This is a genomic window from Chitinophaga chungangae (assembly GCF_017742215.1).
Classification (GTDB): Bacteria; Bacteroidota; Bacteroidia; order Chitinophagales; family Chitinophagaceae; genus Chitinophaga; species Chitinophaga chungangae.
The window spans coordinates 125,225-146,702 of the sequence record NZ_JAGHKP010000003.1 but is presented as its reverse complement, the minus strand read 5'-3'; the positions used below and the strand labels follow the sequence as shown (position 1 = coordinate 146,702).

The 21,478-nt window shown below is 53.4% G+C and carries 13 protein-coding genes and 1 tRNA gene; 7 read left to right on the top strand and 7 right to left on the bottom strand.

The window, feature by feature from the left end; translation table 11 throughout:
• Positions 1-3,300, bottom strand: a complete 3,300-nt coding sequence (locus J7I43_RS15005) for a caspase family protein (protein WP_209146537.1) — start codon at positions 3,298-3,300, stop codon at positions 1-3.
• A gap of 205 nt (positions 3,301-3,505) precedes the next feature.
• On the opposite strand from J7I43_RS15005, the gene J7I43_RS15000 reads away from it, so the two are divergent.
• The gene (locus tag J7I43_RS15000) at positions 3,506-5,359 is read left to right on the top strand and encodes a hypothetical protein (protein ID WP_209146536.1); all 1,854 of its coding nucleotides are present in this window, start codon (positions 3,506-3,508) and stop codon (positions 5,357-5,359) included.
• Positions 5,360-5,376: 17 nt separating this feature from the next.
• The gene (locus J7I43_RS14995; RefSeq protein WP_209146535.1) at positions 5,377-8,691 is read left to right on the top strand and encodes an ATP-binding protein; all 3,315 of its coding nucleotides are present in this window, start codon (positions 5,377-5,379) and stop codon (positions 8,689-8,691) included.
• 21 nt (positions 8,692-8,712) lie between these two features.
• Here J7I43_RS14995 and J7I43_RS14990 read toward each other — a convergent pair whose 3' ends face one another.
• The gene (locus tag J7I43_RS14990; RefSeq protein WP_209146534.1) at positions 8,713-9,063 is read right to left on the bottom strand and encodes an MmcQ/YjbR family DNA-binding protein; all 351 of its coding nucleotides are present in this window, start codon (positions 9,061-9,063) and stop codon (positions 8,713-8,715) included.
• Positions 9,064-9,133: 70 nt separating this feature from the next.
• On the opposite strand from J7I43_RS14990, the gene J7I43_RS14985 reads away from it, so the two are divergent.
• The 3 genes from J7I43_RS14985 to J7I43_RS14975 all read left to right on the top strand — a co-directional run bounded on the left by J7I43_RS14985 (position 9,134) and on the right by J7I43_RS14975 (position 12,454).
• Positions 9,134-10,114 (top strand): MBL fold metallo-hydrolase, encoded by a 981-nt coding sequence (locus J7I43_RS14985; RefSeq protein ID WP_209146533.1) that lies wholly within the window; start codon positions 9,134-9,136, stop codon positions 10,112-10,114.
• 124 nt (positions 10,115-10,238) lie between these two features.
• Positions 10,239-11,921, top strand: coding sequence for a C25 family cysteine peptidase (locus J7I43_RS14980; protein WP_209146532.1), 1,683 nt, complete (start codon positions 10,239-10,241; stop codon positions 11,919-11,921).
• 449 nt (positions 11,922-12,370) lie between these two features.
• A tRNA-Leu gene (locus J7I43_RS14975) sits at positions 12,371-12,454 on the top strand.
• Between the two features lie 97 nt (positions 12,455-12,551).
• Here J7I43_RS14975 and J7I43_RS14970 read toward each other — a convergent pair.
• The 5 genes from J7I43_RS14970 to J7I43_RS14950 form a co-directional block, all read right to left on the bottom strand.
• Complete coding sequence (locus tag J7I43_RS14970; RefSeq protein ID WP_209146531.1) at positions 12,552-12,713, bottom strand: hypothetical protein; 162 nt, start codon at positions 12,711-12,713, stop codon at positions 12,552-12,554.
• A 645-nt stretch (positions 12,714-13,358) separates the two neighbouring features.
• Positions 13,359-14,204 (bottom strand): hypothetical protein, encoded by an 846-nt coding sequence (locus J7I43_RS14965; protein ID WP_209146530.1) that lies wholly within the window; start codon positions 14,202-14,204, stop codon positions 13,359-13,361.
• 26 nt (positions 14,205-14,230) lie between these two features.
• Entirely contained in the window at positions 14,231-17,572 is a 3,342-nt protein-coding gene (locus tag J7I43_RS14960; protein ID WP_209146529.1) for a TonB-dependent receptor, read from the bottom strand.
• Positions 17,573-17,729: 157 nt separating this feature from the next.
• Positions 17,730-18,869, bottom strand: coding sequence for a FecR family protein (locus J7I43_RS14955; protein ID WP_209146528.1), 1,140 nt, complete (start codon positions 18,867-18,869; stop codon positions 17,730-17,732).
• A 257-nt stretch (positions 18,870-19,126) separates the two neighbouring features.
• Positions 19,127-19,690 (bottom strand): RNA polymerase sigma-70 factor, encoded by a 564-nt coding sequence (locus J7I43_RS14950; protein ID WP_209146527.1) that lies wholly within the window; start codon positions 19,688-19,690, stop codon positions 19,127-19,129.
• Positions 19,691-19,831: 141 nt separating this feature from the next.
• On the opposite strand from J7I43_RS14950, the gene J7I43_RS14945 reads away from it, so the two are divergent.
• Positions 19,832-20,410 carry an RNA polymerase sigma factor gene (locus J7I43_RS14945; protein ID WP_209146526.1) on the top strand — a complete coding sequence of 193 codons (579 nt, stop codon included), beginning with the start codon at positions 19,832-19,834 and terminating at the stop codon, positions 20,408-20,410.
• 97 nt (positions 20,411-20,507) lie between these two features.
• The gene (locus J7I43_RS14940; RefSeq protein WP_209146525.1) at positions 20,508-21,443 is read left to right on the top strand and encodes a FecR family protein; all 936 of its coding nucleotides are present in this window, start codon (positions 20,508-20,510) and stop codon (positions 21,441-21,443) included.
• Positions 21,444-21,478 lie beyond the last annotated feature (35 nt).

The following is a 21,478-nucleotide window of genomic DNA, read 5'->3' as shown; positions in this document are numbered from 1 at the left end:
TTAGGTGTGATGGATCAGGTTCATCAGCTCGTTCATACTGGCGGGCTCGCGGAAATACGACAGGTGATTGCTGGCCACTTCACGCACCTGTTTTTCCTTGTTCAGCGCGGGTATGGCGAACATGCTTTTGAGCGTAACGGCCATATCGTTGGCTTCTTTATCGTACAGCGCGTAAGAAAGCCCCGGGTAAACGATCTTTTCTTTCACGATGGTCGCTACTTTACGAAGGAAAAAATCGTCGCCGGAATAATTTTCCAGCAACGCCGTGTTGCCCGCGATGATGTGATATTCCACGCCGGTTTTCATCGGCGAAAGCGCGAGGTCCTGCAACAGCTGCGAGCCGGGCGTCAGTTCTTTCAACGTCGTTGCGGGGTTTATTTTCAGCTGTCTAACCAGGTATGCGAGACCGGTAATTACGAATTTCACCGGGCCGGTAACGTTCAGCGCCTGTGTAAGCAGATCTCTCGCGGAGCTGCTCAGGCCGGCCATTTCGGAGCCGGAACAGGGCGAACCGACGAGGATCAGTTTTTTGATATAACCGGTATCTTTCACTTTCTCGGTGAGCCAGCGGGAAACCAGCCCGCCCATGGAATGCGCCACGATGGTGAGGTCCGGCATGCCGGCCTGGCCCATGCCGGCGGCTTTCAGCGCTTCGTCGAGCCGGGTGGCCGTTTCGGACACGGGGGTGGAAAGATTTTCATAATCGTAGGTCATAATGTAATCCGGCGGCGAATCCTGCGCCATGAACACCTCTTTCATGTACTGCGTGTCGCCGATGATGCCATGCACCAGCAAAGTGGCTTTGGCGGCTGGCTCCAGCTTGTCCACCGTTTCCCATTTCCCGTCTTTGAAACGATAAATGGCGAGCGTGTTCGTATTTTTGGAACGGAAGACCTTTTTGAAATACAGTTTCACGGCAGACATGAGGCTGCGCGTATTCACCGGCGAAGACGGCAGTTCTTCCACGAAAATATTCCCTTCATCATCCGCATAACCCAACGGCACGTACATCTGCAATGCATGATCGAAACCAAAAGGCACGATCACTTCTTCGCCCTGCGCACCGTCTATCGAACGGACGGCCGCTGCCGGCGGCGATTGCCTTATCACCAGCGGTTCCCCGGGCTTCAGCGTTCCTTCCGTTTGCAGCTCGATCGCCGCAATGCTGCCGTTCAGCCCGTTATCGGTTTTTTCTTCTCCCCAGATGTCCGGCGAAGGCGCGTCGTTCATGCTTCGTGTGTTCGTTTCCGTTATCGCCGTCGCTTTGGCGGAAAAACCCTGCGGCGCGGTGATCGTAAACGCCCCGAAATCGGCCGTACCGCCCGCGGGAAGCTGCTGTTCGCTGCTTTCCGCCACGCAGGTCACGGAAAAGGTGAACACCGACCAGTAAGGCTGGTCATTTACTTCTTCCCCGCCGCCCAGGTCGCGCGTTTTGGCCGTTTGCGGCGAAAGGTCCAGCTGCAGGCTATCCTGTTTGTAACGGTCGGCGTCGAACTCAGCGGTGGACACGATGATCTTCAAATAATCCGTTACTTCGGTGACCTGGTAATTTTTATAAGCGGGATCGATGCTGACGGGAATGGTTTTCGACAGTTTGTTGTTCTGCGCAAATTCCAGCGACACACTTTCGCCCGGTAGCAACGCGGGCTGATCGTTACGGATCAGATCCGTAAAAATGCCGTATTTGCTGCCGAGGTACAGCGCCTTGATAAAACAACGCTCTACCGGCGCATATTCCTTCAGCGTTATCCTGAGCCTGAACGCGGGGAATTTCCCGTCTTTGTAATGCAAACGGATATCGTCGCCGGTTACCGGTTTCCCTTCCGCGGCGTCGTTCGCCGTTTGCCCTTCCACCGCCTCCCATTCGAAAATAAAATGATCTTTCGTAAGCGCTTCGTCCAGGTGTTTTAATTCCTTCGCGGAGCGCCAGTTGGCGACGGTGTTCATTTTTCCGGCAAAACTTTTGGCATTCGGCTCACGGCGGAACAGCGGCAGTTCGCCGTTGTAACCGGTGAGCACATATTGCCCGTCTTCCAGCCGCCTTACTTTGTATTGCGCGCCGGGCGTATTGGGTGTGAACGACAATTGCAGGAAAGGAAATTTGCCTTTCCTGTACGCTTCTTCGAGGTCTTTGTCCGGTTCGCTTTCCACGATCATAAACGCCCTGTTCGCCTTCACCACGGTGGCCCTTACATTCAAACTTTCCGTATCGAAACCTTCCGGCGAAATAATGGCGTACATCGGGAAAACTGCTGTCACGGGCACTTCCGCCGTGCGTTCCCCGTCTTTCACCTGCACGATATCGCCCGCGGCGATGCCGTGCAATTCTCCGCCGTAAAGTTTCCACACCTGCTCTTTATCGTTGAAGCGCACTTCAAACGAAGGTTTGTAAGGTTGCATGGAAGAAGAAAGGAATTGCTGGTCGAGGTCGGCGTCGTTGAACGAAAATGCGACAGGGTGCTGCCGGTCTGCCCGGCTGCTGACCGTGATCTCCAGCCGCTGCACCAGGTCGCGGTAACTGGCCGCGGTAGCCCCGGCGCGCAGCACTTCCGTGAGCTTGCCGGTAAACAGTCCTCCGCGCATGGATTCCTGGGCCTTTTCGTCGTTGCGGCAAGCCGCCAGGTGCACATATCGCGGGATGCCGATCTTCGGCCGGCCGTTTTCGAAAGTATAAAACCCGCTGTCGCCATAACCGATAAAATCCTTAAAAGCCACCCTGTTGCGGGAAGCGGGCTGGAAGCGGAACTGCACATCGTCTTCATTGACCAGCGCCCGGGTGTTATTGCCCGAATGGCAGCAGTCCATGATCACGACGCAATGCGCTTGGGTGGCGGAAAATGTTTTCCAGAGCAGGTAAGCCAGCTCTTTATCGATGAGGTCGCGGGCGGCGGTACGACTGTCCACACACACCAGCGTTTCCATTTTACGCCCGGGATTGTCCTGGTAAAACTCTTCCGGGGCTTCGGTTTGGGAGCCATGACCGCTGTAAAAGAGCACGCACACGTCTCCTTCGCCGGCCTTTTCGAAATGACCGAACAGTTTGCCGGTGATATTGGCGAAAGTGGGCGCATCGTAGGCCAGTTCGGCCTCTTGTTCCTGCCGGTAGGCGGTTATCTGGCGCTCGTCGGCCGCGTTAGGGGCGAGATAATAGACGGGAAGATATTGCATGTCTGGCTGCTGGGCCGTTTGCTGACGGAAAAGCAGGTCCATCCTGAGCACGTCATGTATGCATCCGCTCAAAGCGCCCTGCGGATAGGCATTTATGCCCACGAACGCGGCATAAAACTTACGTTTTTGCATATCAGCTAATATTTTAATGCGAAGTTATGGGGTTACGATCGTCCTTTCTGTTGTTGTTCTGTTTTGGGATCGTGTCAAACCTACTACTTTATTGAGGCTCAGACAAATAAAATTTGAATTCCTGTAAAAATCGTAAATTACAATGCATTGTTACTCCAAAAATACCACAGCGCGCACAAGAATTATTTACCCCGAAGCTCTTGTCATGAAAACTATTATTATATCCTTTGCGAACAGCACGGATGCGCCTTTAAAATCCATAACGGCTGAAGACGAAGGTATCCACGGCATCCTGATCGCCAACCGGCGCGGCGTTTACGACGTACACCGGGAATCTTACGCCACCGTCGCCAATATGAACAACGCCTTTGGCGCTTACGGCAACGAGATCGCTATTTTTCACTACGGCGGGCATGCCGGGCAAACTTCCCTGCTTTTTAACGACCAGGAAGCCAATGGCGTGGGCATCGCCTACCAGCTGAAACCGAGCATAGACGCTCAAAATCTCAAGCTCGTGGTGCTCAACGGCTGCAGCACGGCCAAACAGGTTGAAAAGCTGCTGGAGCTGGGCGTACCCGCGGTGATCGCCACCAATTGCGCGATAGACGACGATGCGGCGGGCATATTCGGCGTGGAGCTGTTTAAAAACATCATCCAGAAAAGAATGACCACGCGCAACGCGTTCTCCGCCGCGCTGGCCGCGGCGCAGGTAGCCACCCCGGCGACCCTGGGCGTGGACGAGCCGCTTCACCGCGACCTCCACATTCCAGGCGATACGCCCCGAGAACCATTCTGGGGATTGTTTTACAAAACGGCCGATGCGATAGACAACAATCCCCTTCCCCCGGTGAAAACAGACACGGCCGCCGTTAACTACGAGCCCAACCTGCAGTTGACCCAATCGATCTTCAACGCCCTGGTAGCTGATAAAAACATCCCCGCCGAGCAGCTTAATCTCCGCAAACAAACCGAGATCATCGAAGATAACGTGTTCCAGAAAACGATCATGGACGTGTTTCCCCACCCCATCGCGATACAGCTCAAAACCCTTTTCGCCGCGGAATACGGCTCGGAAGCGCTGAAGCAGCCCGGCCGCAGGCGACTGGAGCAGATCGGCCGGGTGTTTCACATCACGGCGGAATTCATGGGCATCATCATGATCTCGCAGTTGTGGGAACTGAAGGTGACCGGGCGGGTGAAAAAATTTCCCGGGCCGATCGCGCAATTGCTGGAAAGTTATTTTTCGCTCAGCATCGACGAGCGGTCCGTTTACAATTACAGCACCCTGATCCGCGACATCCGGCAGTACATCGATTCGCTGGGCGATGTGAATTATTTTGTGAGCGAGCTGGATACCCTGCGCGAGGAAGACCCCGCCAACCGTCCGTTCAAGGAAGCCTGCGAATTTCTGACCTACATCCGCAGCGGCACTTATTTCACGGTGGTGAACCCCAACAAACCCGCCGCGATCAAAGAAGAGGAAGTGCCGGGGCTTTGCCTGCGGGCGGAATTGATGTTGTCCGCCTTCTTCGACAAACTGGGCTTTTTACACCGCTACACACTCACCAGCATACAGAACATCCGGATCAACAAATACCGGCACGATACGCTCACCGTGTTCGACCACCAGGTGGTGAAACTGATGAACTCCAACGCGAGCCATGAAGTGAATTATTACCTGCTGGCCAAACACCTGGACAACAGCGGCGTGGTGCTCACCAAACAGAACCTTACCGTGTTCAATGTTGAACGGCGGCAATGGAAAGGCGACGCGCTGGAATTCCTGAACCTTTCGCCGCTGGTGATAGACATCAATTCCTTCGAAAGCAAGGCAGACCGTTCCAACCTCGTGTTCTACGGGCAATACCGCTCCGCGGACGATGTGTACGTATTCCGCAACGTGAGCAAAATAGACGATGAGATCAACCGCGAGGAAATCAACATCAACCGGAAATTCGGCAGAACGGAGCAGCAGGAACAGGGCCGCTACGAAGCCGTATGCCAGCAGCTCACCGCATTTAAACATCTCGCGTTGCAGGCGCTGGAGCCCCAAACCTGAGCGCGATAAACAGCAATATGGAACCGATCATCAACAGCCCTTTCAAATTCCTTGACCCGTACGGCAGGGACGATTACAACATCTTTTTCGGGCGCGACGAAGAGATCAGCCAGCTTTACCAGCATATCCACAAAAACAGGCTGGTACTGGTGTACGGCACGAGCGGCACCGGGAAGACCAGCATCGTGCAATGCGGCCTCATGAACCGCATGGACGACCTGGACTGGACGCCTTTTTTCATTCGCCGCGGAGATAACCTCAACGATTCGCTGCTCAACAACCTCAAAAAAACAGTGAGCGGGAAAGTGGAAACCGAAACCGGCGTAACCGCAGCGCTGGCGGGAAAAAGCATGCTGATGCAGGCGCCCGCGCAACTCCACACCAACATTATCAGGGCCGCCAACGTGAGCGACGAGGTGTACGAGCATCTCAAAAGCGTGAATTTGCGGTACCTGCGCTCCGTTTACCTCATCTTCGACCAGTTCGAGGAACTGCTCATTATGGGCAGCGACGCGGAAAAGAAAACGTTCATCAGCATCGTCGATCATATTCTCTCCGACCCCGATCTCCAGTTTTGCAGCATGCTGTTCATCATGCGCGAAGAATTTTTCGCGGGGCTGAGCGAGTTCGAAAAAGAGATCCCCGACTTCTGCGACCGCCGCCTGCGCATCGAGCCGATGAACGCGCGCAACGTAGAGGAAGTGATCACCAAAAGCTGCCAGGAATTCGGCATACAGCTGCAGGAAGGGGCAGAAAACGCAAAACAGATCATCAGCGTGCTGATGGAAAAAGGCGTGGTGAGCCTGCCTTACCTGCAGATCTACCTGGACCAGCTGTGGCGCGCCGTGTACATGATCACGCCCGTTAAAACCGTTGCGCCGGGAAAAGATTATCCCGCATTAACATTCAACAACGCCATCATCAAACGTTTCGGCGGCATGCAGGAAGTGCTGGAACGGTTCATCCGCGAGCGCATCAACGTGATACAGGATTTGCTCGAACAGGAATTCCCCGGCATCCCGGAAGATTTCGTGAGCAACGTGCTCGACGCGTTCGTGACCTCCGAAGGCACCAAACGGCCGCTGGCGTACGTACGCATCAACAACGGCATCTGGTTCACCGGTCAGGTGCCGCCTTATCTCCAGAAACGCGCCGGCACGCTGATGATCCGCTGCCTGAACGAAATGGAGAAAAACAAGATCCTGCGCACGGAAGGGCTCACGTACGAGCTGGCGCACGACGTGCTCGCAGGGCTGATAGACAGCCGGCGCACGGAAGAACAACGCAAGGCGGGTTTTACCGACCAGCAGATCCGCAGCCGGTATACCGGTTACCAGAACAAGATCAGCGAGCTGCTGTCCAATCGCGAGATCGAATCCTACAAACCATTCATCGAGCAGCTGAACCTGCCGCCGGAGATCCTCGCGTTTTATGAGGCCAGCGTAAAACAGCGCGACACGATCTCGCAGCAGCGTGCGGCGGAAGCGCAGAAACTGCAAAAACTGAAAGAACGGCAGCGCCGCTGGAAATGGGGTTGGGTACTGGGAGGCATACTGGCAGTGGCTTCCACGGCATTGTATTTTTATTCGCAGATGCTTCGCCGGGAATACAACCGCAACGAAAGCCTGGTGTTCATGGGGTATGAAATGAAAAACCTCGATCCCGTGGAAGCGCTGAACCTGTTCGGGCCCATCAAGGAAAAAGTATATGGGGAAGATACCAGCAAAGTGAACCAGAAACTGCTGGAGTTCATGCAAACGCAAAACATCCAGGAGAAATTCAGCGAGTACACCAAATACCTGACGGTATCGCTGATAGAGCCGGGCAGGATCGACATTTCGGCGACCGGCGGCTTCATCGTGCTGGATACCACCGGTGACAATTCGCGCTCCAAACTGCGGGACTACGCCATCTACAACAACAAAGGAGAAAATATCAGGAACCGCGGCGAGCAAAATGTAAGCAGCTTCGGCAACATCAACTACGTGTATTTCACCAACCGGCCCAACATCCTGCTGCTGGCGCATAAAGGCGTGGAAGAACAGGAAAGGAAAAAAAGCATCCTGTCCCGGAGCTACAGCAAACAATCGCGGAAAAACGCCGAAGAGCAGGAGCAGCAGCAGCAACAGGAGGCGCAGAACCAGTCGTACCAATCCGAAACGCCGCTCCCCAACGAGTTTTACCTTTTCGATTGTGTAAAAGGCACGAGAGACACCATTCGCCTCGGCGGCGCCAGGAGGTACCTGCATCCCGTGGAAGCCATAGAAGACGGGCTTTTTACGGAATTCGATTCGTACCGTGTACGGTTCCTCGACAATGGCAACCTGCTGGTGCCATACCTCCAGATGGATGCGGACGGCTTCCTGGTTAAAAAAGCGCAGGTGCTCGACGGCAAAGGGAATCATCTGGCAGACCTGGCTTCGAGCTACACCGTTACCACTTCGCGGGATTTCACGCGGGTGCTGACGATCGACGAAACCGACGATATTACCGGGCATATGAACGTATACGGCCCCAATGGCCAGATGCTGCACCAGATGCAATACCACATACCGTATGGCATCATGGACGTATTTTTCGGCGATTTCACGGAAGACGGCCGGCTGATCTGGGGCACAGGCGGTGAAATAAAACTGCTGGACGGAAGGGACACCGTGCGTTTCACCAGCCGCGACCGGATGCCCTACGCCTATGCATACGGCAGCGCGGGCAAAAACAAACTGCTGGCGAGGAAAAAAACGTCGTTTTACGGGGAAGAGCTGGAACTGATCGACATGGCCGACAATTCCCGGCGGAGGTTCGACGGTACGCTGGTAGCGGCCAACTTTGAAAAAAATACCTTCATCACCCGCAACATAGAGAGGTATAATTATATCCATCCGTTCGACACACTGATATCCGTCTATTTCAAACGTTCGTATATGCCCTGGTACAAATCTCCCGACATGCCGTACGACACGCTCTGGCGCCGGGATTTCACCGGAAGGCAAACAGCGCCCGCATACACGCATCCGGACGGGTTTGCAACCCTGCAATACAACCGGGAGAAAGATGAATTGCTGCTGCTTACCAACCAGAACAAGCTCATTGTGCTGGACGGGAACATGAGAGAAAAAACCGCCATGCAGCTTACGGCCAACGACCGCTACGGCATGTCAGACAACGGGGACATTCTTTATTACGTAAGAGACCGGTACCTGAGCGTTTTCCGCAACGACCTGGAGCTGCATGTGTTCAACGCGGCGCGGGCATGGGAGCAGCTGAACCATGAGAAACTGAAAATGGACGTATCGAAACAGCGGAGGAAAGAACTGGGGCTGTCGTTCAAATAAAACATATTCAACCCGGCCATTCTATAGCCCGTTCTGCATCCTGTACTGCTCCTGCAGTTTTGGCGGCGCGGCGCCGTACCAGGCGCTTTGCACGGCGCTCACCAGCATGGATCTTTTTACTTTGCGGAGATCGGCGATCGTCCAGCCCTGGAGGCCCCAGCCTCCTTTAACGGGATAAAATCCCTTTGCGTCCTGCGCGCAGAAAGCAGCCTGTACTTCCGGCGTAAACCTGAAATTGACGGTCTGCTCAGCTTCCCGCACCGTGGCGAAGATCCGTTTTTTGGTGCGGAAGGCGGCGTTTTCCCAATGCCGCACCTCGTACGTTTCCGGCATGGAAAGGCATATTTCCCTGAAAGTTTCGATGGAGATCATGCCACTAAAATACGACGATACGGCGGAATGGAATTGTAAGAATCCGACATTGGTTCGTACATTCGTTCGTATGGAATGGACATCTCCGAATTTCAGGAACGGCGCCTTTCACAACCAGGAGCCTACAGCGATCATGACGAAAGACACCTCAAGGTGGAAGCTGTTGTTTAAATTCTTCCGGAAACCGCCACTGGCCTATCCTTCAGCGGCCGTTCCTTCCGTGCGCACCAACCTGAAAGAAACGCCGGCCGGCGAAACGGCCATCACCTGGTTCGGGCATTCTTCGTACCTGTTGCAGGACAGGGGGCTGAACGTGCTGGTAGACCCCGTGTTCAGCGGCCATGCCTCCCCCGTTCCGTTTACGGTGCGCGCATTCCAGGGCAGCAATGTGTACGGCGTGAAAGACCTGCCCGATATCGACATCCTCATCATCACCCATAACCATTACGATCATCTCGACGCGCGTACCATCCGCCGGCTGCGCCACCGCGTGAAATCCGTCTATACCGCGCTGGGCGTGGGAAAAACGCTGATACATTACGGCATGCCCGCGGCCATCATCAGGGAAATGGACTGGGGCAACCGGCAAGAGATCGCGCCGGGAATTTCGCTGACATCCACACCCGCGCGCCATTTTTCAGGCCGCGGTTTGCGCCGCGACGGCTCTTTGTGGTCGTCTTTCGTGTATGAGAACAATGGCCGGAAGATCTTCATCGGCGGCGATTCCGGCTATGGGCCGCATTTTAAGCAGATCGGCGAAAAATACGGTCCTTTCGATATCGCCATCCTCGAATCCGGGCAATATAACCCGCAATGGCCGAATATCCATATGAACCCGGAAGAAGCCGTGCAGGCCAGCATCGACCTGGAAGCCAAAGTGCTGATGCCCGTTCACTGGGGAAAATTCGCGCTGGCTTTCCATGCATGGAACGAGCCGCCCGTAAGGGCTATGAACAGCGCGGCAGCCAAAGGCGTGCGGCTTACACTGCCGCGTATCGGCGAACAGGTGATATTGGATGTTTCTTATCCCGACGCGCCCTGGTGGACGTAACCGGTATTCTCCCCAACACTTCGATGCGTATAAATACGGAAAAAATAAGGTAGATGTTCCCTGTTCCCCGCGCGGAACGGGCAGTAGATTTGTGTCAACATTTAACCCCCAAAAAAGAAAGAAAATGTCTACTGAAAAAAAACCGCTCAACGGCTTTACGATAGCCGGTGAAAAACAGGCCGTATCGGACCTGCAAACCATCCGCACGCAGGTGCTGCAGGACCGTACGGTGTTCAACCTGGCCGCCGTAGGCCGCAATTACAAGCTGGCGCAGGCTTACAAAAGCGTGCGGAACCTGCGTTTGATGGACCCGAACAAGATCCAGCTGAAAACGTTCGCCGATTACCTGAGCATCCATAAAAAATTCATCGACCTCGTGCCGCTGATCGAAGAAATGCCGCGCCCCTCCTATGGTGTAAACGAGGCCTATCTCAACACCTACAACTGGCTGCGTTTTCCGAAAGGCAAAGTGCTGATACTCGTGCATAAAGATGTATACACCGCCACCAAAGAACGCGTGGAACGTTATGTGCTCGACCTCGGCAGAGACGGTTACTGGGCCACCGTTCACGTGGTGCGCGGCGGCAAACCCTCTTTCATCCGCAATTACATCAAAGGCAAATCGCCCGCCGGCGTAGTGATGGTAGGCGCCATTCCCCCGGCCTGGTTCGAAATGAGCGACGATTTTTATGGCGCCAGTTCCGAGTTTCCCTGCGACCTGTTTTACATGGACGCCAATGGCACCTGGGCCGATGCGGACGGCGATGGCAAATACAACGCCGTGTCCGGCGACGTGATCCCCGAAATATGGGTAGGCCGCGTCTGGACGCCCACCCTCAACGGCAACGACGCCGCGCTGATCAACAATTATTTCGACCGCAACCATTTTTTCCGCACCGGCAACCTGGGCCATTCCCGCTCCGCGCTGGCTTACGTGGAAGACGACTGGACCGGCTTCGACGATTGCGAAATGGACCTGATGACCCCTGCAGCCTATATCACCAAATACACCAACCCAGACATCACGGATGCGGACCTTTACAAAGAAGAAGTGAACAAAACACGTTCTTTCGTGCAGCTTTGTTCACATTCTTCTCCGCATGTGCATTCCTTCCACATCCCGTCTACCGGCACTACCGAGTGGATCGACCGTTCGTATTTCCGCGACAGCCGAGCCCCGAACGCGCATTTTTACAATCTTTTCTGCTGCAGCACGGCGCGTTTCACTGAAAACGACTATCTCGGCGGCTGGTACATTTTTGACAAAGCCGGCGGAGAAACCAATTACGGCCTAACAGCCGTAGGCAGCACCAAAACCGGCTCGATGCTGTTTTTCGCGGATTTTTACGATCCCATCGGCAAAGGCAAATGCATCGGCGACGCGATGGTAGACTGGTGGAAAGCGCGCGGCAGCGATCACGACCTGGGCGAACGGCAATGGTTCTATGGCATGAGCATTCTCGGCGACCCGACGCTCACCTGGTGGAAAGGAGCGGTGCCCCGCCCCCTGGAACCGGCCGAAGGCAGCGTGTTCAACCATTATCCCCGCAGCATGACCTTCAAATGGGCGCCCGTGAACATTCCCGGCGCTACGTACAGCATCGAGATAGACGCTTACGGCGCGGTGAACAGCGGTCAATGGGCCGCACAATCTTTCCGGAGCTTCGCGGTATACCATGGCATTACCGGCACTACTTTCCACCACAATTTCGTGGGGGCGCAGCCGGGCCGCTGGAGAGTACGCGCGAAGATCGGCGACAGGTATTGCGCATGGAGCTGCTGGTGTTATTTCCGTTTCACGATCTAGGGAGTATCCATTCAGCATAAAAAAAGCAGCCGGCTCGCCGGGCGATGCGCGGCTGCTTTTTCCAATTCATTTTTTTCAACTGAACAAAAACGCCGTATATACGTTACTGATATAGATACCGCCCGATTACTAATCTTTTGCCCATGCAAAGGGTTAGCAATTGGAAATGTCAGCTCCCGGGGAACCAGCCCGGGAGTTTTTTTTATTACCTCCGAAGCGAGTCCTCTTCATCACGAAGTTGTTCAATCTTAATCTCTTTTTCGAGATTGCGGAAGTATTTTGCGGCCCACTCCTTTACTAAAGGCAGATCAAGGCCGGCCCAAGGCCAATTCAAGGCCGATACGAGGCCGATACGAACGATTATTTTTGCATGACAGCATGCAAAAATATCTACCCCGAATTTGGAAAAATGAAATAATGATTTACTTTTGCACTCCCTGAAACAAGATGCCCAGATGGCGAAATTGGTAGACGCACTGTGTTCAGGTCGCAGCGCTCGCAAGGGTGTGCTGGTTCGAATCCAGTTCTGGGCACTATAAATGAAGACAAATCGGTTTAATGCTGGTTTGTCTTTTTTTGTTTCAGTGAAAAACTTCTAAGCATTTTCTTTAATTTTAATAAAAGAAGCCTTTAATTGGGCTTCTTCGCTTTTGTCGTGGGGGCCAATTTTTTCCTGGCGGCCTTCAAAGCCTTCCTAAATTCCTCTGGGTTATTGCGGTGGTATTCGCTATACCGGTCACCGATTTCGCGTACTTCCTGAACTGCGTCGTATTTCTTTTTATCTTTTTTCATGGTGGCGTATATTTAAAATTTCGCGGGGTGTTCGTATTTCTATCATTCTATATCCAAACCGCAGGTTAATTGCGAAACCGATCCCAATTACGAATAGTTTGGCTTTGCGGTACAATAGGTAGATGACGCCCCCGGCCCTGTGTCGGGGGCTTTTGAATATCCGGGGTGAAAAAGTTTGGCTGAATGGAATAATTTAGAAGAACGTCATATCACAGGATTTGGGTTAAGAAATGCTGCCATTCGCTAAAAATCGTATTACCTGTTCTGTTATGCAAATTTATCGGTGGAAGATTAGAAAAGCGTTAACATTTGTTGCCATTTTTAAGATAATCGCATTTAATACGGCTGAAATGTACCCTCGAGATGCCGAGATAAGAGGCAAGGCTGGCGTCGGATACGCGATTATTTAATTTGGGATAATTTTCAAGAAGCAAAGCATACCGGTCGGCAGCGTTGCAATGGACCCATTTCGTTCTCGCAAATGCTTGCTGGTAATTACTATTTACTCAATCATGTTTTTGTATACACCACAGCGGAGATAAATAGCGCCCGGGATTCAGAAAAGAGAGGCTTGCAAGCATTACTTACAAGCCTCTGTACTTTGGATCAATCCGGTTTTCCCGGGATCGAAATGATTGAAAAAATCTAATTCGCGAAAAGCACAGTCGTAGCTATTTCGTAAAAATCGTCTCCTTTTTTAATAAAGGGAGGCGCTTCGCCCCAGGTCTTATTAGAAACCATATATAGCGTGAACACATTCCGGACGGGCAAAGGGTCGATTCCCTGCGGAGAGAATGCCAGATTGGAATATCCCGTACCTCCATAATTGCGCAATGGCTCGCCGGTATCTCCATCCAGGAATTCGAAAACATAGTTGTAGCCGAATTCAGGCGCCGGAGCCGGCACACCATTTGGCAACAGGTGGTATGCAGCCTTGTCGACAGCGTCCTGTACATCCCTGATCATCCCTACCTCCGTAATCACTTCATTCCAGTCGGCATCGAAATAGCTGATGGAAACCCTGATATCCAGCTTCGTAAAGGGAATAAGGTCTTTCGCGTAGTTAGCCACTTTCAGTTTGATCTGGCCGGCCGGGGCAGGGCTTTCACTTCCCTGGGCATCCGGATCGATAAAACTCACGGGCGCGTCCAGCGTGGGCTGGAACATTGTATACTCCTGGCGGGCGCCCGGTTTCACGTCCACCACTTTCTCCGCCACCACATTTCCGTTGCGGGTATCGTAAAATTCGAATTTCCCTTCACCGGTAACGACTTTTATCTTTTTACTGAGCACGTTCCATTCGATCGGTTGCCCGTTGTACCTGGCAGCGATGAACACACCCTCGCCGTTATTGCGCAATGCTGTTTTCTCGGCATCAAAATACACTTCTACGAATTCCGTGAAAGGAGCGGCAGGCTCACCTTTCCCGCAGCCATACCAACCTGTCGCCATCAGCGCGGCGGCCATTATCCTGGTTATTTGACTTTTCATTGTTTTTCTTTTTAAGCGTCCGTGAATTAAAAGTTGTAGCTAAAACTCAGGCTGAACCTGCGCCCTTCTTTCCTTCTGTACGTGATGATATCCCCGTCTTCCTTGTGGTATTTGATCGATCGCCCTTCCTTCAATACGGAAAACTTGGTATCGTCCTGCACGTAATCGTGAATGTTCATATAGAAACGCGTATACTCATCCAGCAGGTTGGCCAGGTTGAGTTTGACTTCCAGTTTTCTTTTGAAGAACCGGGCATACACCTGCGCATCCAGCTGCCGGGGCGCCAGTTCGTACTCCACCCTCGCCAGTTCAACGTTCGCCAGGTTCGTGCGGTAGCCGCGGTGATTGTAACTCACCGTAGCGCCCACATTGTTTCCCCAATACCCGACGCCCAGGTTCAGCAGCCAGGGCGACTGCCCGATCAGCGGCCGGTCCTGGTTAGGATAGCGCATCTGCACCCTTTCCGCCTTCTGCGTAACGGGATCGTTGATCCATTGCCAGTGGCTCAGTACATTCACCTCGGATTTGAGCAAAGTCCCGTTCGCATAAACGAACAGCTGCTTCAACCAATCCTTGTCGGAAATGAAGGAGAAGTTCTTCCGGATCTCCATTTCCAGCCCTATATTCTTCGCGTTTTCCATGTTCGCGAAGGTGTACTCGGACCCACCCGAATGGATCAACTCGATGGGCTTGTCCAGTTTTTTATAAAACCCGGTGATGGAGATGATTTCCCCGGGAGAAGGATACCATTCCACGCGAACGTCCATGTTATCGATCTGGGTGGACTGCACATGTTCCCCATACACATATCCGTCTATTTCAAAATCGTACATGGCAAACATGCCTACTTCCCTGAAATCAGGGCGGATGATGGTGCGCGAATAGCTGCTGCGGATATTCAGGTCCGGGGTGAGGCTGTAGGTAGCGTTGATGGATGGAAGGAAGCGCCAGTTGCTTTCCTTCACCCCGAACCGGTGGCGGAATTGATCGTCGGGGTCCAGTTCCTGCTTTTCGGTGGCGCGTTTGTATATTTCTTCCTGCCGGGAATTCAGGTCAAAATACTCGGCGCGGACGCCGTAAGCGAGCCGGAGCTTGCCCCAAAACTGCTGATCCGCCATCAGGTATAATGCATGCGATCCCATTTTGCCGTCGTAGTACCGGCCGCCCAGGACATCCGCGGAATAATACGCCTGCCCGTTGCCGTTACCGATGTTGTTGCCGGATAATAACTGGTCGTAGCTGATTTCAATGGCAGGCGCGGGTTGATTCGTGGTGCCTTCGACCCAGGACCGGGTAAAAGGAATGAACTTGAACACATCCAGCGATCTTTGCTTCGACCAGGCCTGGTAACCGAATTTCATGAGGGTGGATACCTTTTTGCCTTCACCGAATTTGCGGGAGAAGGCGGCGCTCCAGTTATAATCCGTTTCATCGATCGATGTCCACATCCGCCAGTCCTTCACGCTTCCCCTAACCGAGGCCGCGCTGTTCGTCATCAGGGAAGGCGTCTGAAAATAGGGCTTGCCGCCCACAACGCTTGTCAACTGATACGAAAGCTTCCGTTCGTCCAGTATCTGCTGCTGGATTTTATTGACGGTAAACATTCCTTCCGCTTTGATCTTCCAGGGCAATTGCCAGCTGCCGGTCAACTGCTGTTGCTGTAAAGACATCGCTTCCGGCAGTTGGTACATTAGCCGGTTGGCGATGGGGTTGGAATCGTCGTGGGGTTTCCGGATCGATTCGTTGTAATGATCGCTGTACGTGCGGGCATACATGTTCTTCAGGGCGATCCTGAACTTCCGGCCCTGCCATCCCATGTTCGCAACCAGGCCCATGTTGCTGTTGAACCGGTAAGACGTTCCCGCGCCTTTGTCGCCGATCCCCGTGCTATCCATGTAATTGCCCTTGGTAGAATTGCGCGTGTTATTGAAAGGCACGATATTCTGTTCGCTCCGGATGTTGGCGGAAACGGCAAAACCGAACCGGTTCCCTTTCTTCAGATCATACACCCGCCCGACCGACAAGCGCATGTTCTGATTGGGACGGACTTTATAGGTATAGGGCTTTAAGGACGCAGCGTTCAGTTTCCTGGATTGCGCAATCGCATCCAGGTCGTTATATTTTACATCATTCCCGTATTCCGTCGGGTTTAGCGGCTGGCTGTTCAGTTCCGGGTCGGTCAGGTTGTAACCGGGAGGTGCATCCAGTAGCATGGCGCGGGTGCTCCATTGCCAGGTTTTCATGCCTTCCGGCATTTTAGCCGCATCGTTGAAAAATCCGAAATACTCGCTGGTATGCCGTTCGCCCAACCGGTAAAAATCTTTTCCGACGGCTTGCGTATTGCCGCCGATGCCGTACTGGACGGAGGTAAAGTTCTTTTCGGGAATGTCGATGGTAATCACGGAAACCTGCCCGCCGGAAAACTCCGCGGACACGTCCGGCGTGGCGGTTTTGTTGACGACCACCGCACTCACCATTTCAGTAGGGATGATATCAAACGAAAAATCACGCCTGTTCTGGGAAGTGCTGGGTATGACCACGCCGTCCAGCATGGCCTGGTTGTAACGGTCAGACATGCCGCGCACGATCACGTTACGGTTATTGACCGTCGTCAATCCTGTCACACGTTTCAGCACCTGCCCCATGTCGTTGTCCGGCGCGCGGGAGATCTGTTCCGCGGAAATGCCATCCGTGACGGAAGCGGCGTTTTTCTGCGCGGCATACAGTCCGGCTACGCTTTCCTTTTTGAAGGTGCCGGTCACCACCACCTGCGACAGCGTGCTGCTCGATGCCTTCAGGGCGATGTTGAGGCGCGTCAGCTGTCCGGCCTTTACGTCTACCTGGGTGATTTGCCGTGTCTGGAAAGAAATGTAACTAACTTCTATGGTATAGCTTCCCGGAACGATGTTAAAATTGTAACTGCCGTCTATTCCGCTAAGCGCAGCCTGGCGGGTTTGTATGATCTTTACACTTGCGCCGGGAAGCGGTGCGCCGCGGTCGTCGATAATTTTTCCGGCGATGCGGCCGGGCCGCTGACGGGGCGTTTCCTGCGCGGCATCCATCGTGCCTGGTTTCGTTGCCGCGGTGATGACCACCCATTTGTTATCGATCGTATAACTATAGGGCAGCCTTTTGAAAAGGGCGTCGAGCACCTGTGCTACCGTGGCGTCCGAAACCTGAATGCTGACGGGTTTTGCTTTGCTGAACAGATCTGTATCATAGAAAAAATCATACTTTGCCTGTTTCCTGATATCCTCCAGTACGGTGTGTATCGTACAATGCTGCCGGTTGATGCTGATACGCTGGGCATAGGAGCTGGCGTTAACCTGCAATAGCAGGCAGGTGAAGAGGAACATGGTGATCTTCATAACACGCATGCATTGATAAAAATTCATACTTTTGTTAATGTTAAACGCTGTTGATGATTATTGTTGTCGCAATGTCTCCGATAAGCTTTAACGATGCGGCCAGAGGTGTTCCACCACCTTTGGCTATTTTTTTAACTTGCCGGATTCTGGTCATGTATTAATCTGTCACGATCAACCTCCTTTCTTTTATAGTTACAGTTGCTTTTTTTGTGGATTGTATCATTTTGACGATGGCGGAGAGCGGCTGTGACCTTGATATCATCCCGCTAAAACGCAACTGGCCGATATGCGGCGGATATTCCACCGATACATCGTACCAGCGCCCCACCTGCCGCAATACACCTTCCAGGGTTTCTCCGCGAAAAACAAAATCGCCGTTGGTCCAGGCGAGCTCCCGGGAAATATCGGCCTGTTGTACACGCAGTTGTTTCGCCAATACGGCTTGCTGGCCGGGCTTCAACATTGCGGACCTGCCATCGGTCGATCTGACCTTTACGCTGCCCTCCACCAGCGTTGTCCTGATCGCAGCTTCATCGCCGTATGCGTTGATGTTGAAATGTGTGCCCAAGACCTGTACTTCCTGCCCGGCCGACTCCACGAAAAAGGGCACATTACCTTTCCCGCCGGGCAGCGGTAGTTTACTGATCTCGAAATAAACTTCGCCTGTCATTTTCACCCGGCGTTCACTGCCAGCGAAGCGTACGGGATAAACGAGAGACGATGCCGCATTGAGCCTGGCTACCGATCCGTCGGGGAGAATGATACGGTATTGACCGCCTTTGGGTGTGGTGATGGTATTGATGGCCACAGGCGACGTCTCCTGCTTTCTATCGGCATAATACCGGATATTTCCGCCGGTATCCTTTTCAATACGAACGCCTCGTTGCACAGCAACGGTGCCGTCCTGAATTTCCTCCAGCGCAATGACCGAACCATCCAACAATGTGAGACTGGCTTTATTGACTCCAGGCAGGATATCTGCCCGTGCGTCATTCGTCACTTTACCCGGCCAAAGCCAATATGCACCCGCCAAAAGGGTAATCCCCACTAAAAGGACAGCAGCGATGCGGCTGATATCCCTGAGATGGAAACGTTTTGTTTGCCGCCCGGTGATTGCCAGGTCGATCCGGTGGCGCAATTCAAGCCCTTTTTCCTCCGATGGATTTTCCCCGGTTGCGTTCAGCGCTTCTTCCAGCAATTGGTCGTATCCCTGACGGAGCAACGCTGCCTCTTCCGGGCTTAGCGCCTTTCCTTCCGTATGTTTTTGTAATAGTTTTTTGAAGATATCGTTATCCATCTTTTAATTTATTACCGGCAGATAGTATACCGCTAAATATACAATCCGGAAATGGGTGGCATCCCTAGGCCGGCCGGGCATCTTTTTTTAAATAATTTTACAACTAATCGAACACCGGTTGGGCCGACTAAAAAGGTACCCCACTGGGAAGGTGATGGAGACGAAAAGTCGTTTACGCGCTTCTCAGAGCCTTCGTCGACCTTTTTGGTCAGCTCAACAGGTAATTCCAGAATCTACATAAGGGGGAGGGAGAGCGATTACAGGAAAAGATAAAGCAGAATCAGGATCGCGCCACTGATACGCTGGCGTATGCGCCTGAGCGCCGTAGAAATATGGTACTCCACAGTTTTCTGAGAAATGCCCAGCTCCAGGGCAATGTGTTTGATCGAGAGCTTCTCATGCCGGCTCATGGTATATACCCGGCGGCATTGTTTGGGGAGATCGTCTACACAGGCTTCTACAGCAAACTGCAACTGGCTTGCCTGTATGAGTTCGTCTGCTTCTCCGGCAAGGGGTTCGGAAAAATTAGCCAGTCCGATCCGCTCGACAGACTGCAACTGTTTCAGTTTTTTGAGGACGAGGTGATAGGATGTGGTGAACAACCAGCCTTTAATATTGGTATGGGGCATGTTCCAGTGTTCCCAAAGCTTGATGAATGTGTCCTGGACGATGTCTTCCGCAGCCTGCTCATCTTTTAGAATTCGGAAAGCGGTTTGCAACAGTGGCTTCCAATACTTCGCATAAACCTGATCGAACGTAACGCCATCCTCATGCTGAAGTATGGTTCGTGGCCGGGATGGTCCTGTACTTTTTGTTTCCACTGGTGAATGCCATTAGTCCTTGCAAAAGTATCAGTTAGACTTCAGGAAGTGGTGGGATAATATGTTACGTTACTATTAATTTATAGAAGAGGAGCGATTGCAGTTATTGATCCCCCTACATTTACACCCCGTAACCACACCATGCGCCGCACCGAACATACCGATGCCGATCTCTGGCGGTTGGTCCAGCAGGACGACGGCCCTGCCTTCAAGTGCCTGTTCGACCGCTACTGGGAAAAGCTTTACGTCTACGCCCTCAACCGCCTCAAATCCGACACCGATGCGCAGGACGTTGTGCAGGACGTCCTGATTAACCTCTGGTCCCGCCGCGCCACCGTCTCCATCGACACCACCCTTGCCGCCTATCTTCATGCCGCCGTGCAGTACGAAGTGCTGGCCCACATCGCCAAAGCCAGCAAAATAGCTGGCCGCCGGGAAGAATTGGAGAAAAACGTTCTCCCCGCCTTCACCAGCTTCCTGGACCTGGTTCAACTGAAAGAAATGCAGGCCATCGTGGAAGCGGAGGTGGCGCGACTGCCGGAAAAGATGCAGCAGGTCTACCGCCTCCGCCAGGAAAAAGATCTTTCGGTCAAAGAGATCTCCCGCCTGCTCGACGTGTCCGAACAAACGGTCCGCAATCAGCTCAGCGCCAGTTACCTGAAGCTGCGCAAGCACCTGAAAGAAGCGATGCTTACCGTCATCTTTTTCCAGCACTTATAACGGTCACGCCTATTGGTAATGATTTGGTAACATTTGCGGATAGTTGAATGCCTCCCTTTTTCACGCATATAGGTAAGGACCGGACGTCCTTCGCTATATGAATATCCAACAACTGGGAGACGTTCTCCAACGATACCTCGCCGGCGCCGCTTCGGATGAGGAAAAAAAACTGGTCGAACAATGGCAGCAGGAGCGGCCGGAAGACCACGTCACGCTCGATCCGCAACACCGCCGCGCGGTGGAAGAGCGGCTTTGGCAGTCGTTTACCGCGCGTACGGATTGGCAGCCACCGCCTGCCCGTACGATCCTTTTCTCCCGCAAATGGCAGGCCTATGCCGCAGCCGTAACCTTGCTGGTGGCCTGCGCCTTCTGGCTGCAGCCAACAGGGCGGCGCACGCCAGCCATGCAAACCATCGCCGCGCTCCCCGGCTCGCATAAAAAAGTGACCCTGCCCGACAGCAGCGTGGCCCACCTGTTCCCGGGCGCCACCATCACCGTACCGGAAGATTACAACGACCACGACCGCCGCATCGCCCTTTCGGGCCGCGTCTTTTTCGAAGTAAAGCCCGATCAGGCCCGCCCGTTCCAGGTATCGTCGGGCAAGATGGTCACGCGCGTGCTTGGCACCTCGTTCGAAGTGAGCACGCCCGACAGCCTCCATACCTCCGTGACGGTACGCAGCGGCAAGGTGGGCGTGCAATACGACGGACGGCCGCTGGCGGAGCTTTTGCCCGGCAAGCGCCTGCGCTTCCATACACAACATAACGACTTTACGATCGACGACGTCAACGCCGCCCAGCTCTGCGAGTGGTGGAACAACGGCATGGTCTTCCACCAGGCGCCACTCGCCGAGGTGGTGCAATCACTCTCCGACTGGTACAACGTGCCGATCGTGATCTCCCAGGCCAAATGGCGGCAAGAAACCGTCACCATCCGCATCCGGCGCCAGTCATGCGACGATGCGATGGCCCTGCTGTCTGCCACGCTTGGCTTCCGGTATAAAAAGGACAACCGCCGGATCATTATTTACTAACCGCTTAAACCGCCTATTCCGTATGATGTAAAAAC